Raw genomic sequence first — 15,615 nt, 5'->3', positions numbered from 1 at the left:
AAGCGAGTTCATCGCAGCGCCTGAAGGCGGCTCGCCTGGAGATCAGACCTCTGCAGATGCCTTGGACTTTGCAATCGTCCTGCCCCGGCACTTCGGGTAGTTGGCGCAGCCCCAGAAGCTGCCGTCATTCTTGGACGAGTTTCTCTCGACCATCTTGGTGCCGCAGCTTGCGCAAGTCGGCCGCCAGTATTCGCCTTCGTAAGCCACCGCGAGCAATGCCGCTTGCTGCTCGGGTGTGCGCTGGGCGATCAACTTGAGCAGCGCGGCGCCGTCCTGTGCGTGGATACCGTTTTCCTTGGCGAACGCAGCGGCCTCGGCGGAGAAGGTCGAACTCGTGACGTAGGTGCCGCTCTTCAATTGGTGCGACGCCATCACACCGAAGAACTCACGCATCTCCTTCACGCCCACGGCTTTGCTTTGCCAGTGCTTGCATTGGACGATGCGAGGCATGTCGCTGTGCCTGGATTGAAGCCAGATGTCGACGCCCCCGTCCGCGCCATGCGATTGGCTGCGCGTCGTGAATCCGGCCTGTGCGTAGAGGGCTTCGCACACCGCTTCGAAGCGGCGCCATTCGATGGCTGCGAGCACGGCAGGGCTCCATGAGCGCTCGTGCCGCAGCACGGATGCCGATGAGGACGTGGAACGAGGCGGCGCAGGTGCGAAGACGGGTTCGCGCCGGTGGGCCACCGATGGCGATGGTGCCGGCGCAGCCGCTTCGAAGGCAGGCGATTGCTGTGCGACGCGTTCCACCTTCGGCAGCGGCGCCTTGCGGGCGATGACGTAGTGCAGCCCCAGCAGCACTGCGCCGATTGCCAGCGCCGCCCAGCCCGCCGGACGAAGCGCCGGGCCCAATGTGCCGACGATGGATCCCTGCATGAAGCTGGGCCCGACCAGCAGCAAGACACCGATGATCGTCGCCGACCATCCCTTGCCTGCCAGTTCTCCTCGTGCGCGCTTGCGCCGGCGTTCGGCTTTTGTCTGTCTGGCCATTCCCGATCCACCCCTTGTTCGAATGGCGCGAGTTTAGGAGGCGAGTCGGGTTTCGCAACTCGGGGTGACTACCCGATCGGCGATGAACACCCCGCGTCCAACACCTTGCATGCCCACGTGGAAAACAGCACCGCGCAACGGAGCGGCGCGTTGCTCCTTACAGCGGCACGGCGTCGCGAAGCACCTGATCGCGGTAGCGCGGCGGCAAGCCGTTGGGTGTGAGCACGTCGACTCTCACTCCCAGCAGGTTCTTCAACTCGTGGCGGATCGCGCCAATGTCCATGAGCGTGGTCTGCTCCGTGGGGTCGACCAACAGGTCGAGGTCGCTCTCGGGTCCGTCCTCGCCGCGAGAGGCCGAGCCGAAGACGCGAACATTGTTCACGCGATGGCGCAGCGCTATTTCAACAATGCGCGCGCGATGAAAGGCCAGGGCTTCGGAGGGACGCATGAAGCTGGCACTCGGCGGGGCCGTTCGCGAACTCACCCCGCAATGAACAACGCCGGATCCACCATCGCCCGGTTCAGCATCACCGACCAATGCAGGTGCGGCCCCGTCACCCGGCCCGTCGCGCCTACCGCGGCCAGCGCCTCTCCGGTCTTCAGCACGTCGCCGACCTTCACGTCGACCCGGCTCAGGTGGCAGTACATCGTCAACAGGCCGCCGCCGTGGTCCATCCACACCGTGCCGCCGTTGAAGAAATAGTCGCCGGTGTCGATCACCTTCCCCGGCAGCGGCGCCAGCACCGGCGTGCCGGTGCCCGCGGCGATGTCCATGCCGCTGTGCGGATTGCGCGACTGGCCGTTGAACACGCGGCGCAGCCCGAACGAGCTGGAGCGGCGGCCCGGCACGGGCACGCGCATCTGCAGCGCGGCGTCGGGGCGCAGGTCGGTGAGCGTGGCCATCACGCCGGTGAGGTGGTCGCGCTCCTTCACGTAGCGGGCCTCGTCCTCGGGCGACAGGTCGACCGTGCGGGGCGCCACCGTCAGGCGTTGCTCGCGGTACTGCTTGGGGGCGACGGTGTAGGCGACCTGCCGCTCGGGCTTGCCTTCGGCGCGCACCGCGATGCTGGCCTCGCCGGGCTCGGCCGCTAGCGGAATGCCGACCAGCGCGGTCCATTCGATCGGGTCGCCGAGCACCAGCAGCGGCACGTCGCCGGCGAAGGCCTTCGGGCGCGTGGCCGAGGGGCCGAGCGACAGCCGGGCGACGCCGCCCGGCACCAGGGAGGCGTGCGGCCAGACGTCGGGCGCCGGCTGCTTCTTTGTTTTGCTGGTTTTTGCGTTGGCCGAGGTTGCGGCGCTCGCGTGCATCGTGGGCAGCGCGAGCAGGCCGAGGGCGCCGAGCACGGCAGCGCGGCGGTTCAAGACGCTGGACGAGAGGTCGGGGAAGGGAGGCTTGGTGTGCATGGAAAGGGGTCGGATGAAGGGTTGTGCGGCGGGCGGCTCAGCCGCCGGGTTGTTCCAGCCAGGTGCCGGGTGCCAGTCCGTCGAGCGTGTAGGGGCCGATGGCGGCGCGCACCAGGCGCAGCGTCGGCAGCCCGACGGCCGCGGTCATGCGCCGCACCTGGCGGTTGCGGCCTTCGCTGATCGCTAGCTCCAGCCACGCGGTGGGAATGCTCTTGCGCTCGCGGATGGGGGGCTCGCGGTGCCACACGGCGGGCGGCGGGTCGAGCAGGCGCGCGCGAGCGGGGCGCGTCGGTCCGTCGTTGAGCTGCACGCCGCTGCGCAGCGCGGCAAGCGCCTCGTCGGTCGGCACGCCCTCGACCTGCACCCAGTAGGTCTTCTCCATCTTGAAGCGCGGGTCTGAAATGCGCGCCTGCAGCTTGCCGTCGTCGGTGAGCAGCAGCAGGCCTTCGCTGTCGGCATCGAGCCGGCCCGCGACGTAGACGCCCGGGAGGTCGATGAAGTCCTTTAGCCCGCGCCAGCGGCCCTCGGGCGTGAACTGGCTGAGGACGCCGTAGGGTTTGTTGAAGCGGATCAGGCGGGACGAGGTTGGCAGATTCATGGGCGGGTGGCGGCGCGTGGCGTGTCGGCCAGCTGCGGCGGATAGTCTCGCACCAGTTGCGCGAGGGTTTTTGCCGGTGTGGCGCAACGAGAGGACAACGGTTTTTCCGTATGAATTCGATGTTTCGACTTTCATACGGAAATTTCTTTGAAATCAACGGCTTAGCCGAAGCCGACCGATGCGGCGGCCGCAGGCGGTTTATGAATCGGTCGCGGGCCACAGGCTGGAGCGGGGCTGTCCTGCAACGAAGCGAGCGTTTGCGCGTCTTAATTTCATTCCATCCAGCCAAAGACCAGGGAACCCTCATGACGATGCGAAGCCTCCTCCAGATCACAAGCATGGCCGGCGCGGCGCTCCTGCTGGCCGCCTGCAACAGCACTTCCGTTCGCGTCGGCGGCGCGCCCGAGGCGAGCGTCAAGAACTGCGTGGCGGCCGCCGCGCGAGAACTGCGGGTGCCCGCGGGCAGCATCGCGGTGGACAGCGGCTCCACGCCGCGCGATGGCGTCTACACCATCAACCTGAAGGTCGGCCCGCAAGGCCGCTCGGCCGTGTGCACCACCGACGAGAACAGCGCGGTGCTCGGCGTGGTCTACAAGCGGCCTGAATAACCGACGCTGACTAACCAACGCTGACGCGCCGCCAAAGAAAAAGCCGGGGCCATCGAGGCCCCGGCTTTGCGGTGTGAACGCCGAAGGGCTTACTTGCCCCAGCTGTCCCGCATGCCCGCCGCGCGGTTGAACACCAGCTTGCCGTCCGCGCCGCCCTTCGAATCGCGCACGAAGTAGCCGTGCCGTTCGAACTGGATGCCGACGCCCGGCTCGGCCCTGGCCAGCGAGGGTTCGACAAACGCCGAGCACACTTCCAGGCTCGTCTTGTTCAGTTCTTCCAGCAGCTCGCCGCTGCCCGGGTTGGCTTCCGAGAACAGCCGCTCGTACAGCCGCACCTCGGCCTGCACCGCGTCCGCGGCGGCCACCCAGGTGATGTTGCCCTTGACCTTGACGGCGTCCGCGCCGGGCGTGCCGCTCTTGGTGTCCGGCACCAGCGTGGCCTGCACCTCGACGAGCTTGCCGCTCGCGTCGCGCGTGGCGCCGGTGCATTCGATGACGTGGCCGTACTTCAGGCGCACCTTGTTGCCCGGGAACAGGCGGAAGAAGCCCTTGGGCTGCACGTCTTCGTAGTCGGTGCTTTCGATCCACACCTCGCGGCCCAGCTTGAACTCGCGCTTGCCCATTTCGGGGTGGTGCGGGTGCACGGGGGCCGAGCAGTCGTCCAGCGCGTTTTCATCCTTGTCGGGGCCGCCCATCAGCTCGCCCCAGTTGGTGATGACGAGCTTGACCGGGTCGAGCACGGCCATGGCGCGCGGGGCGACGGGGTCGAGGGTGTCGCGCAGCGCGGCTTCCAGGCTGGCGTAGTCGATCCAGCCGCCCGACTTGGTGGTGCCGCTGCGCTCGCAGAACAGGCGCAGCGCCTCCGGCGTGTAGCCGCGGCGGCGCAGGCCGGCAATGGTGGGCATGCGCGGGTCGTCCCAGCCGTCGACGTGCTTTTCTTCCACCAGCTGGCGCAGCTTGCGCTTGCTGGTCATGACGTGGGTGACGTTGAGCCGCGCGAATTCGTATTGACGCGGGTGCGGGCTGGCGATGAGGCCGCCCTCGGCGAGGCGGTCGAGCAGCCAGTCGTAGAAGGGGCGCTGGTCTTCGAACTCCAGCGTGCAGATGCTGTGGGTGATCTGCTCGAGCGCGTCTTCGATCGGGTGCGCGTAGGTGTACATCGGGTAGATGCACCACTTGTCGCCAGTGTTGTGGTGGTGGGCCCGGCGCACGCGGTACAGCGCGGGGTCGCGCATGTTGATGTTGCTGCTGGCCATGTCGATCTTCGCGCGCAGGATGGCGGCGCCGTCGGCGACCTGGCCGTCGCGCATGGCGCGAAAGCGCGCCAGGTTTTCCTCGACGCTGCGGCTGCGGAAGGGGCTGTCCTTGCCGGGCGTGGTGAAGTCGCCGCGGTTCGCGCGCACTTCGTCGGCGCTTTGCTCGTCCACGTAGGCCAGGCCGGCGCCGATGAGGTATTCGGCCGCCTCGTACATGAAGTCGAAGTAGTTGCTGGCGAAGTACTCGTGCGGCTGCAGGGTGCCGGGGGCGCTGGGGCGGTCGGCCAGGTAGGTTTCGTAGCCGAGCCACTTCACGGCGTCGCGGATGGAATCGACGTACTCCTGGTCTTCTTTCTCGGGGTTGGTGTCGTCGAAGCGCAGGTGGCACACGCCGCCGTATTCCTTGGCAAGCTCGAAGTTCAGCCAGATGCTCTTGGCGTGGCCGATGTGCAGGTAGCCGTTGGGCTCGGGCGGAAAGCGCATGCGCACCTTGGCCGGGTCGGCCATGCCCTCGGCGTGGTGGGCGGCGCTGCCGGGCGATCCGCCCCACTTGCGGCCTGCGTAGGCACCTTGTTCGAGGTCGTTCTCGATCACGTGGCGCAGGAAATTGCTCGGTGCAGCGGTCGTTTTGGCGCCGTTTTTGTCGGTCGGGGAGGTCATTGGTCCATTCTAGAGGGCACCCCTTAGGGGTTACCTTTGGCAACGTTCTTCACATTGGCGGGTGCACCCGGTTTGCAATTGCCGCGTTCAATACATACATGGGCGGCTCAGACCCGAGCCGGCCCGACAGATTCAAGGAGTCCAACATCATGAGCCTCACACGTTCTACTTTCTTCAAATGGGCCGCCGCCGGTGTCGTGGCAGCGGGCGCCTTGTTTGCAGCCACATCGGCCAGCGCCCGCAGCGACGTGAGCTGGTCGATCGGCGTCGGCGTGCCGGGCGTCGCGGTGGGTGTGGGCGCTCCGGCCTACTATCCGCCGGCACCTGCGTACTACCCGCCCGCACCGGCCTATTACCCGCCGGCCCCGGTGTACTACGCACCGCCACCGCCGGTGTACTACCGTCCGGCCCCGGTCTACTACGGCCCGCCGGCGTACTACGGCCCGCGCTACTACAACCGCGGCTACTACCGCGGCCATGGCCACTGGCGCTAAATTGCCACAGTGTTTGTGACTGATTGAAAAAGCCGGCTCCGCAAGGGCCGGCTTTTTCTTTGCCTGTTTTTCCTTTTGGCTCAGCGGTGCAATTTCACATCGCGCGAAACAGGTGCGCGTACAGCCGGCTGACCGGAATCTTCTCCGCCCGCCCGCGCAGCGCCAGGTGCATCTTGCCGGCCTCGTCCCGGTGCACCGACTCGATGGCCGCGCTGCGCACGACCACCGCGCGGTGCACCTGCCAGAAGGTGTCAGCGTCCAACTGCGGCAGCAGTTGCTTGAGCGGCGTGCGGATCAGGTACTCGTGCGACGCCGTCAGCACGCGCAGGTATTTGTCGGCCGCCTCGAAATACAGCACCTCATCGATGGGCACCATGCGCACGGTGCTGCCGCCGGCGTCGCTGGCGGCGATCATGCGCAGCGGGGCGGTCGGCGCCCCGGCCCCGGCCCCAGCACCGGCACCGGCGGCGCCCAGCACCTGCCGCCATTGCGCGAGCGTGCGTTCCAGCGCTTCGTCGGCCACGGCCGGCGTGGAAGAAGGCTGCCGCACCGCCAGCGCCTGCTGCAGCCGCGCGACCGTCTTGCGCAGGCGCTCGGGCTGCACCGGCTTCAGCACGTAGTCGATGGCCTGCGCCTCGAAGGCGCGGGCCGCGTACTCGTCGTAGGCGGTCACGAACACCAGCTGCGGCATGGGCGCCTCGTCGGTGGGCCAGCAGTCGGCCAGTTCGGCGGCGGCGCCCAGGCCGTCGAGGCCGGGCATGCGGATGTCGAAGAACAGCACCTGCGGCAGCAGCCGCAGCGCCTCGCGCACGGCGCTGCGGCCGTCGCCCGCGGTGGCCACCACCTGCAGTTCGGGCCAGGCGGCGGCCAGCTCGGCCTTGAGGGCCTGGGCCAGCAGGGGTTCGTCTTCGGCGATGAGGGCGGTGGGTTGCATCTTGGTGAAGTCGTCGGGTGTGTTCTTGGTGTGCGGGGTCAGGCCGGCAGCGGAAAACTCAGCGTGGCGCAGGTGCCGCCTTCGGGCTCCTGCGACGGCGCCAGGCGCATGCGCGCCCGGTCGCCGTACACGGTGGCCAGCCGCTCGCGCACCTGCTCGACGCCGAAACCGCCACCCTCGGACGACGGCGCAGCATCGAGTCCAACACCGACACCGACACCCGTATCGCTCACCTCGATGACCAGCAGGTCGGCCTCGCGCCGCGCGCGCACCGCGACAAGGCCGCCTTCCACTTTCGGCTCCAGCCCGTGGCGAATGGCGTTTTCCACCAGCGGCTGCAGCAGCAGCGGCGGCACGGGCACGTCGCGCAGCGCGTCGGGCAACTCCAGCGTGTAGCGCAGCCGCTCGCCCATGCGCACCGACATCAGCTCCAGGTAGTCGCCCAGCCGGTCGAACTCCGCGGACAGCGGATGCGACAGCGCGCGCGAGCCGCTGAGCGTCATGCGCAGGTAGCTGTTCAGCCGGTCGAGCATGGCCACGGCGCGCGGCGGGTCGAGGGTGATCAGCACGCGCAGGTTGGCCAGCGTGTTGAACAGCATGTGTGGCTCCAGCTGCGTTTCGAGCAGCTTCAGCCGCGCCTCGGTGGCCGCGCGCTGCGCCAGGTCGATTTGCACCTGCAGGTGCTTGCTCTTGCCCAGGCTGTAGAAGAAGTAGCACATGCCGATGGTCGCGGCGATGGTGATGACGACCCCGGTGGCCAGCTTCTGCCCGGCGAAATCCAGCATCGGCGCGCCGATCCATGCGTCGCCGATGAAGTTGCCGCCCACGAAGCCGAAGGTCACGCCGACGGCCACCAGCAGGTAGCCCCAGCCTCCGAGCGGCCAGCGGATGTCGCGGTGCCCGGTGACCAGCAGGCGGCTGATGTCGATGAACAGCCAGCTCAGCATGCCGATCGCCAGCGAGTAGACGAGGTGGTCGGCCCAGTTCCCGTTGCCGTGCTCGCTCAGCGTCAGCGCCCCGGCAATGAGGCAGCAGAACACGGCCGTGATCAGCCCATGCCGCAGCATGTCCCGCAGGTTCTCGGCCCCGAAGCGGGGAACGGGCGGCCTCGGACTGGCCGCGAGCGGGGCCACGCTCATCCGTGGTTCCTGCCGGCCAGCGCGCGGCGTTCGCGTTCCACCAGGCGGTCGTAGAAGCCGCCGCCCGGCGCCACGAACCAGATGACGGCCCCGTGGATCAGCAGCCCCAGCCCCCAGCCCATGAGCGGGTAGATGGCCCAGGTGTGGCCCCTGGAGGCCGACAGCCCGACCAGCCCGACGTTGACCAGCACATAGACGAAGGCGTGGATGTACCAGCCCATCTTGGCGCCGGCGCGGCGGCGGGCGAGGCGCTCGACCTCGGAAGGCGAGGCACTGGAGGCGTTCGGGAGATTGGACGAGGTGTAGTTCATGACAGCTCCTTGTTGTACTGCACGGGAATGAAGTCGGGGAGGGGGGCCGCCGTAGCCGGTGCCGCCGGTGGCACCGGCGCGGCCTGCAACGCAGCGCGCTCGCGCAGCTCCTCGGTCGTGTCGCCGGGCCCTTCGGGCTTCCAGCCCGGCGGTTTCACCAAGTAGCCGGCGAAGGCGCGCAGCGAGCGGGCCGAGGCCAGGTCGCGCAGCAGCGCGCGCCACTGGCTGAACTCGATCTCCAGCAGGTTGTACGAGGTGATCGGGTTCACCAGCCCGTAGCGGCAGGGCAGGTCGGCGCGCTCGGGAATGTAGGTGCCGAACAGCCGGTCGAACACGATGAGCACGCCGCCGTAGTTGCCGTCCAGGTATTCCAGGTTCGAGGCGTGGTGCACCCGGTGGGCCGAGGGCGTGTTCAGCACCCATTCCAGCGGGCCGAGGCGCGGGATCCAGGTGGCGTGGATCCAGAACTGGTACAGCAGGTTCAGCGTGAACATCAGCAGCACCACCTTCGGCGGCATGCCCAGCAGTGGCGCGAGCATGAAGAAGGCCAGGGTGCCGGTGAGGCGGCCGGTCCAGCCGAAGCGGTAGGCGGCCGACAGGTTCAGCTGGTTCGGCGAATGGTGGATGGCATGGGTGCACCAGAACCAGCGCACCCGGTGCGCCGCCCGGTGGTACCAGTAGTAGCAGAACTCCTGGCCGATGAAGCAGGCGACCCAGCCGCTCCAGTGGTCCATGGGCAGGCTGAACAGGCGGTGGGCGTAGAACCAGTCCATGGCGCCCGTCCAGAACGCCAGCGGCAGCACCCAGCGCAGCGGGTACTCCCGCACCAGGAAGTCGACCACCGAAATGGCGGAGGCCTTCCAGTCGTAGCCGCGCCAGCCATGGCGAAAAGACAGCACGAGCGCTTCGGCGATGGAGGCGACGAGCACCACCGCGACGGAGATCTTGAGGATCAGCAGGAGGGCGTTCATGGTGGCTGTTCCTGGAAGGCTGGGGCGACAGGGCCGCTTGGCGTACCGCTCGAAGATCTTAGGCGGCGCTGACCTGGCCCGCCATGGCGTCGGTACGGATGGCCAGCTTCCACAGGCGCACTGCACGGCCCACGAACACGCCAGTGAACGCGCCGTAAAGCACCGGCACCACGAGGCCGAAGGCGGCCTGCTGGCGCAGTTCGGGGTGCATGGCCAGGGCGGCGCCCACCACGTACTTGGTCAGGAAGATGCCCATCATCAGCGCCAGGGGCACCGCGCTGCCGGCCACGTGGAAGCGGCGTTGCGCCGCGTCGTAGCGGGTGGTGGCGGGCAGCGGGCGCTGCAGCACCAGCGACAGCATCACCACCGCGGCGGCGGCCCAGCCCAGCAGCGGGCCGACGGCATCGCCGAACACCGACACCATGCCGTACACCGACAGGCCGCCCATGGCCACGGGCATCAGGGTGACACGGCTCAGGCTCACCTGGTTGGTGAGCAGCTGCTTGGCGCCCAGCCACAGCAGCAGGAAGAAGACGGCGAACACCCACTTGGGCGTATGGAGGATGACTTGCATCAGCATGGTGGCGCTCCGTTGACGGTTGAAGGTTGAAGGAATCTGGAAGAACGAGGGCAAGGGACGGGGATCGATGGAGCGGACTGTGCCGGGGTGCGCGCCGCCTCGCCACGGGCGTGCGACGGAATGCAGGACGGGGGCGCGAGTTGCATCGGGGCGGCGCGAATTGCAGGCACGATCGGGCGTCCCGCACCGACATGTGACAGCTTTACCGTCGCTTTACGGCCCAGCAAACAGCCGGACTACCATTCCGCGCTGTACTACCCCGGTTCGCACCTCCGCATCCTTCGCACGCACCGTCCATGGAACAAGAAAAACAACCCGAAGCCTTGCCCTCCAACGTGTCGCCAACCCATCCGCCGGTGCGCCGGCGCCGCTGGGTCGGCGCCTTGCTGACCCTGCTGCTGCTCGTGGCGCTGGGCGGCGGGGCCTGGTACCTGATCCAGCGGTCGAAGACGCCCGCGGCCGGTCCGGGGGCGGGCCCCGGGGGCGGTGCCCGCGCGGGTGGGCCCGGGGGGCCTGGCGGTCCCGGTGGAAGAGGTGGCGGCGGCGCCGCTTCCAGCACCGTCGGCATCGCCACGGCCAAGCAGGCCGACATTCCGGTGCAGCTCGAGGCGCTGGGCACGGTCACCCCACTGGCCAACGTGATCGTGCAGCCGCAGGTGTCGGGCGTGCTCACGGGCGTGCTCTTCCAGGAAGGGCAGATGGTGAAGAAGGGCGACGTGCTCGCCACCATCGACCCCGCGCCGTTCCAGAACGCGCTGGCGCAGGCCAGCGGCGCGCGGCAGCGCGACGAGGCGCAGCTGGCCGCCGCGCGCGTCACGCTGCAGCGCTACCAGACCCTGCTGGGGCAGGACTCCATTGCCCGGCAAGACGTCGACACCCAGGCCGCGCTGGTCAAGCAGCTCGAAGGCACGGTGGCCATCGACCGCGCCAACGAGAACACCGCCAAGCTCAACCTCGCCTGGAGCCGCATCACCGCGCCGGTGAGCGGGCGCATCGGCCTGCGGCCCATCGACGCGGGCAACTACATTTCGACCGGCACCACCAACGGCGTGGCGACCATCACGCAGATCGCGCCCATCGACGTGGAGTTTTCCATTCCGCAAGACCGCGTGCCCGAGGTGCAGGAGCGCCTGGGCCAGGGCGCCAGGCTCGACGCCACCGCCTTCGACCGCACCCGCACGCGGCGGCTGGCCAACGGCACCTTCGCCACGCTCGACAACCTGGTCGACACCGCCACCGGCACCGTGAAGGCCAAGGCGCGCTTCACCAACACCGACAACGCGCTGTTCCCGAACCAGTTTGTCAACCTGCGGCTGCTGCTGCGCACTGTGAGCGGCGCGGTGGTGATCCCGGTGACGGCGCTGCGCCACGGGCCCAACGGCGACTACGTGTACGTGCTGAACGACGACAGCACCGTGTCGCAGCGCACGGTGACGCGCGGCGAGTCGAGCGTGGACAACGTGGCGGTCATGTCGGGCCTGAAGGCCGGCGAGCAGGTGGTGACCGAAGGCGGCGACCGGCTGAAGGACGGCGCGCGCGTGCAGACCTCGGTCGACCGACCGGCGGTGCCGGCGGCCGGCGCGGCGTCGGGGGCGCGGCGCGGGAACCGGGGCGAGCGTGGCGAACGCGGTGAACGCGGTGAACGGGGTGCGGGTCGCCGCGAAGGCGGTACCGGGCAAGGTGGCCCAGGCGGTGCAGGCGGCGCCCGCAGCGCCCCTCCGGCCGAGTCGCCCACCTCGCCACCGGCCACGTCCACGCCGCCGGCCGCGCCCAACCTGACGCCGGGCACCCCGCCCGCCGCCCCGGGCGGCGCCATCCGCTGAGCCCGGCAGGCACACCCGCAGATTCCCCAGACACCCCGAACGACAGCAAGCGCCGCGCCCGATGAGTCCTTCACGCCCGTTCATTCTTCGACCGGTGGCGACCTCGCTGCTGATGGTGGCCATCGTGCTGGCCGGCCTGGTGGCGTTTCGCTTCCTGCCGCTGTCGGCCCTGCCGCAGGTCGACTACCCGACCATCCAGGTGCAGACGCTCTACCCCGGGGGCAGCCCCGAGGTCATGAGCAACACCGTCACCGCGCCGCTGGAGCGCCAGTTCGGCCAGATGTCGGGGCTGGACCGCATGAGCTCGACCAGCGCCGCGGGCGTGTCGATCATCACGCTGCAGTTCACCCTGGGCCAGACGCTGGACGTGGCCGAGCAGGAGGTGCAGGCCGCCATCAACGCCGGCGGCTCGCTGCTGCCGGCCGACCTGCCCGCGCCGCCCGTGTACGCCAAGGTGAACCCGGCCGACGCGCCCGTGCTCACGCTGGCCATCACCTCGGACACGCTGCCGCTCACCGAGGTGCAGAACCTGGTCAACACGCGGCTCGCGCAGAAGATCAGCCAGGTCTCGGGCGTGGGGCTGGTGTCGCTCAGCGGCGGGCAGCGCCCGGCCGTGCGCATCCAGGCCAACACGCAGGCGCTCGCGGCCAACGGCATCGGGCTGGACACGCTGCGCACCGCCATCAGCGCGGCCAACTCCAACGGCGCCAAGGGCAGCTTCGACGGCCCCAAGCGCGCGTACACCATCAACTCGAACGACCAGCTGCTCACGGTGGAGGACTACAAGAACCTCATCGTCAGCTACAAGAACGGCGCGCCGATCCGCATGGTCGACGTGGCGCAGGTGGTCAACAGCGCCGAGAACACGCAGCTCGGCGCCTGGGCCGGCAGCAAGGCCACCGACAACAAGCTCACCCCGGCCATCATCCTGAACGTGCAGCGCCAGCCCGGCGCCAATGTGATCGCCACGGTCGACGCCATCAAGAAGCAGCTGCCCGAGCTGCAGGCGGGCTTTCCGGCGGGCCTGAAGATCGACGTGCTCAGCGACCGCACCGCCGGCATCCGCGCCTCGGTGGAACACGTGGAAATGGAACTGGTGCTGGCCGTGGTGCTGGTGGTGTTGGTGATCTTCGCCTTCCTGGGCAGCCTGCGCGCCACCGTCATCGCGAGCATCGCGGTGCCCATCTCGCTCATCGGCACCTTCGGGCTCATGTACCTGCTGGGCTACAGCCTGAACAACCTGAGCCTGATGGCGCTCACCATCGCCACCGGCTTCGTGGTGGACGACGCGATCGTCATGATCGAGAACATCGCGCGCTACATCGAGGAGGGCGAGAAGCCGCTGCAGGCCGCCTTCAAGGGCGCCACGCAAATCGGCTTCACCATCATCTCGCTGACGGTGTCGCTCATCGCGGTGCTGATTCCGCTGCTGTTCATGGGGGACGTGGTGGGGCGGCTGTTCCGCGAATTCGCGGTCACGCTGGCCATCACCATCCTGATCTCTGCCGTGGTCTCGCTCACGCTGGTGCCGATGATGTCGGCGCGCTGGCTCAAGCACGAGCCGAAGAAAGAGCCCGGCGGCAAGGGCTTCGGCGCGCGCGCCCAGCGCTTCTTCGACCGCGTGATGGTGCGCTACGACCGCTCGCTGCACTGGGTGATCGACCACCAGCCGCTCACGCTGCTGGTCGCGCTGCTGACCATGGTGCTGACCGTGGTGCTGTACCTGAGCATTCCGAAGGGCCTGTTCCCCACGCAGGACACCGGCCAGCTGCAAGGCCGCGTGCAGGCCGCGCAGGACGTGTCTTTCGACCGCATGGCGCAGCTGCAACTGCAGGCCGCTCATGCCGTGCTCGAAGACCCCGACGTCGAGAACCTGAGCTCCTTCGTGGGCGTGGACGCCGCCAACAACACCATGCTGCACACCGGCAGCATGCTCATCAACCTGAAGAAGAGCCGCGGCAGCCAGCAGGAGGTGATGGACCGCCTGCGCGAGCGCGTGCACCAGGTGGCCGGCGTGACGCTGTACCTGCAGCCCACGCAAGACCTGACCATCGACGCCGAGACCGGCCCCACCGAGTACCGCGTGTCGCTCGAAGGTGTGGACAGCGCGGCCATCACCGAGTGGATGAAGAAGCTCGTGGCCAGGCTGCAGGACTCCAGCAAGGTGCGCAACGTGAGCAGCGATGCCGGCGCGCAGGGCCTGGCTGCCTTCGTGAACGTGAACCGCGACACTGCCGCGCGCCTGTCCATCACCGCGAGCACCGTGGACGACGCGCTGTACAGCGCCTTCGGCCAGCGCATCGTCTCGACCATCTTCACCGAGACCAACCAGTACCGCGTGATCCTCGAGGCGCAACCCGGCATGGTGAACACGCCGCAGACCCTGGGCCAGCTGAACCTCATCGCCGGCTCGGGCACGGCCACGCCGCTGTCGGCCATCGCGCAGATTTCGGAGCAGCAGGCGCCGCTGCAGATCACGCACGTGGCGCAGTACCCGGCCAGCACGCTGAACTTCGACACCGCGCCGGGCGTGTCGCTCGGCGATTCGGTGGACGCCATTCGCGCGGCCGCCAAGGACATCGGGCTGCCCAGCAGCGTGACGATGACCTTCCTGGGGGCGTCGGGCGCTTATGAACGGTCGCTGTCGAACCAGCTGTGGCTCATTCTTGCGGCGGTGGTGTGCGTGTACATCGTGCTGGGCGTGCTGTACGAGAGCTACGTGCATCCGCTGACGATCTTGTCGACGCTGCCATCCGCCGGGGTCGGCGCGTTGCTGGCGCTGATGATCACGGGCAACGACCTGGGGGTGATCGGCATCATCGGGATCATTTTGCTGATCGGCATCGTGAAGAAGAACGCGATCATGATGATCGACTTTGCGATCGATGCGGAGCGTACGCAGGGGAAGTCGCCTCGGGAGGCGATTCACCAAGCGGCTTTGCTGCGGTTGCGGCCTATCCTGATGACGACGCTGGCTGCGCTGTTCGCTGCCGTGCCGCTGATGTTGAGCTTCGGGGATGGGGCGGAGTTGCGCCGTCCGCTGGGGCTTGCGATTTTTGGGGGGCTGATTGTCAGCCAGCTGTTGACCCTGTTCACCACGCCTGTGATCTATCTGGCGTTTGATCGGATGGGTGGGGGGAGTACGCGGCGGGTGGTTGAGGAGGAAGCGGTTTGAATCGTCTTTGCTCCTGCTTGCCGTTTGCTGTCCGGGGCCGGGTCTCGCCCCGGCGGGCGAGCCACTTTCTTTTGCTTCGCCAAAAGAAAGTTGCCAAAGAAAAGGCGACCCCACTGTCTGCGACCCTTCGCTTCGCTGCGGGCAACCTGCGGTGCTCGCGTTTCGCGGGGTCTCGCAGAACTCGCTTCGCTCAAACAGCTGCGAGCCCTGATCCGCGAAACACTCCGCTCCTCGGCGCAGCCAGAGGGGCAGAGAACCAGACGGGCCATCGCTGCGCTCGGCCCCCAAGGCATCGCTGCCGCTTTGCGGCTGCGATGCCTGGTGCTGGTACCAACATTGCCACTGGTCTCGGCTGTCGGAAACTGGCAGGCCGAGCGCAGCGATGGCCTGTTGGTATTCACCTCCCTTCTGGCCGCGCCGAGGAGCGGAGCGTTTCGCGGACCAGGGCCCGCCCTTGTTTGAGCGAAGCGAGTTTGGGCGGGACCCCGCGAAACGTGAGCACCGCAGGTTGCCCGCAGCGAAGCGGAGGGACGCGGACAGCAGGGTCGCCTTTTCTTTGTCTGGCGGCCTCAAATCCCAAGTGCAACGATGGGTTGGATATCGACATTCTGGTTGAAACAGTCTTCGAAGAGGACTTGCGCCGGAGTGCGGAACCCCAAGGTCTTGCGTGGG

Annotated in this window: 14 protein-coding genes; 4 read left to right on the top strand and 10 right to left on the bottom strand. The window is 68.1% G+C overall.

Annotated elements, in window-relative coordinates; genetic code table 11:
* Positions 1 to 42: 42 nt before the first annotated feature.
* From QTI51_RS38070 to QTI51_RS38055, 4 genes are all read right to left on the bottom strand, one after another.
* Positions 43 to 990, bottom strand: coding sequence for a restriction endonuclease (locus tag QTI51_RS38070; RefSeq protein WP_116912889.1), 948 nt, complete (start codon positions 988 to 990; stop codon positions 43 to 45).
* Between the two features lie 157 nt (positions 991 to 1,147).
* Positions 1,148 to 1,438 (bottom strand): nucleotidyltransferase family protein, encoded by a 291-nt coding sequence (locus tag QTI51_RS38065; protein ID WP_116912890.1) that lies wholly within the window; start codon positions 1,436 to 1,438, stop codon positions 1,148 to 1,150.
* Positions 1,439 to 1,470: 32 nt separating this feature from the next.
* A complete protein-coding gene (locus QTI51_RS38060; protein ID WP_116912891.1) occupies positions 1,471 to 2,394 on the bottom strand; it encodes a M23 family metallopeptidase in 924 nt (307 codons plus the stop codon).
* A gap of 37 nt (positions 2,395 to 2,431) precedes the next feature.
* On the bottom strand, positions 2,432 to 2,992 hold the full coding sequence (locus QTI51_RS38055; protein WP_207786813.1) for an rRNA large subunit pseudouridine synthase E: 561 nt from the start codon (positions 2,990 to 2,992) through the stop codon (positions 2,432 to 2,434).
* Positions 2,993 to 3,297: 305 nt separating this feature from the next.
* Here QTI51_RS38055 and QTI51_RS38050 point away from each other — a divergent pair, with 305 nt between their 5' ends.
* On the top strand, positions 3,298 to 3,600 hold the full coding sequence (locus QTI51_RS38050) for a hypothetical protein (RefSeq protein ID WP_207786814.1): 303 nt from the start codon (positions 3,298 to 3,300) through the stop codon (positions 3,598 to 3,600).
* A gap of 89 nt (positions 3,601 to 3,689) precedes the next feature.
* Here the strand turns inward: QTI51_RS38050 and QTI51_RS38045 are convergent, their stop codons facing one another.
* Positions 3,690 to 5,516, bottom strand: coding sequence for a glutamine--tRNA ligase/YqeY domain fusion protein (locus QTI51_RS38045; RefSeq protein ID WP_116912892.1), 1,827 nt, complete (start codon positions 5,514 to 5,516; stop codon positions 3,690 to 3,692).
* Between the two features lie 149 nt (positions 5,517 to 5,665).
* Between QTI51_RS38045 and QTI51_RS38040 the strand changes: the two genes are divergently transcribed.
* Positions 5,666 to 6,010, top strand: coding sequence for a hypothetical protein (locus QTI51_RS38040; RefSeq protein ID WP_116912893.1), 345 nt, complete (start codon positions 5,666 to 5,668; stop codon positions 6,008 to 6,010).
* Between the two features lie 94 nt (positions 6,011 to 6,104).
* On the opposite strand, the gene QTI51_RS38035 is transcribed toward QTI51_RS38040, so the two are convergent.
* From QTI51_RS38035 to QTI51_RS38015, 5 genes are read right to left on the bottom strand one after another with little or no spacing between them, the layout of a single operon-like run.
* Complete coding sequence (locus tag QTI51_RS38035; RefSeq protein ID WP_116912894.1) at positions 6,105 to 6,944, bottom strand: LytR/AlgR family response regulator transcription factor; 840 nt, start codon at positions 6,942 to 6,944, stop codon at positions 6,105 to 6,107.
* A gap of 38 nt (positions 6,945 to 6,982) precedes the next feature.
* Positions 6,983 to 8,083, bottom strand: a complete 1,101-nt coding sequence (locus QTI51_RS38030; protein ID WP_286518386.1) for a sensor histidine kinase — start codon at positions 8,081 to 8,083, stop codon at positions 6,983 to 6,985.
* Entirely contained in the window at positions 8,080 to 8,394 is a 315-nt protein-coding gene (locus tag QTI51_RS38025) for a 2TM domain-containing protein (RefSeq protein WP_116912896.1), read from the bottom strand. Before QTI51_RS38025 ends, QTI51_RS38030 begins: the two co-directional genes overlap by 4 nt.
* Positions 8,391 to 9,365, bottom strand: a complete 975-nt coding sequence (locus tag QTI51_RS38020; protein WP_116912897.1) for a sterol desaturase family protein — start codon at positions 9,363 to 9,365, stop codon at positions 8,391 to 8,393. Before QTI51_RS38020 ends, QTI51_RS38025 begins: the two co-directional genes overlap by 4 nt.
* Positions 9,366 to 9,423: 58 nt before the next feature.
* Positions 9,424 to 9,945, bottom strand: a complete 522-nt coding sequence (locus tag QTI51_RS38015) for a DUF6622 family protein (protein WP_116912898.1) — start codon at positions 9,943 to 9,945, stop codon at positions 9,424 to 9,426.
* A 296-nt stretch (positions 9,946 to 10,241) separates the two neighbouring features.
* Here QTI51_RS38015 and QTI51_RS38010 point away from each other — a divergent pair, with 296 nt between their 5' ends.
* Complete coding sequence (locus QTI51_RS38010) at positions 10,242 to 11,768, top strand: efflux RND transporter periplasmic adaptor subunit (RefSeq protein ID WP_286518389.1); 1,527 nt, start codon at positions 10,242 to 10,244, stop codon at positions 11,766 to 11,768.
* A 61-nt stretch (positions 11,769 to 11,829) separates the two neighbouring features.
* Positions 11,830 to 14,943, top strand: a complete 3,114-nt coding sequence (locus QTI51_RS38005) for an efflux RND transporter permease subunit (protein ID WP_116912900.1) — start codon at positions 11,830 to 11,832, stop codon at positions 14,941 to 14,943.
* The last annotated feature ends 672 nt before the right edge of the window (positions 14,944 to 15,615 follow it).

The sequence above is a fragment of the Variovorax sp. J22G73 genome, assembly GCF_030317035.1.
Classification (GTDB): Bacteria; Pseudomonadota; Gammaproteobacteria; order Burkholderiales; family Burkholderiaceae_C; genus Variovorax.
This window is presented reverse-complemented; position numbering and strand designations above follow the sequence as displayed.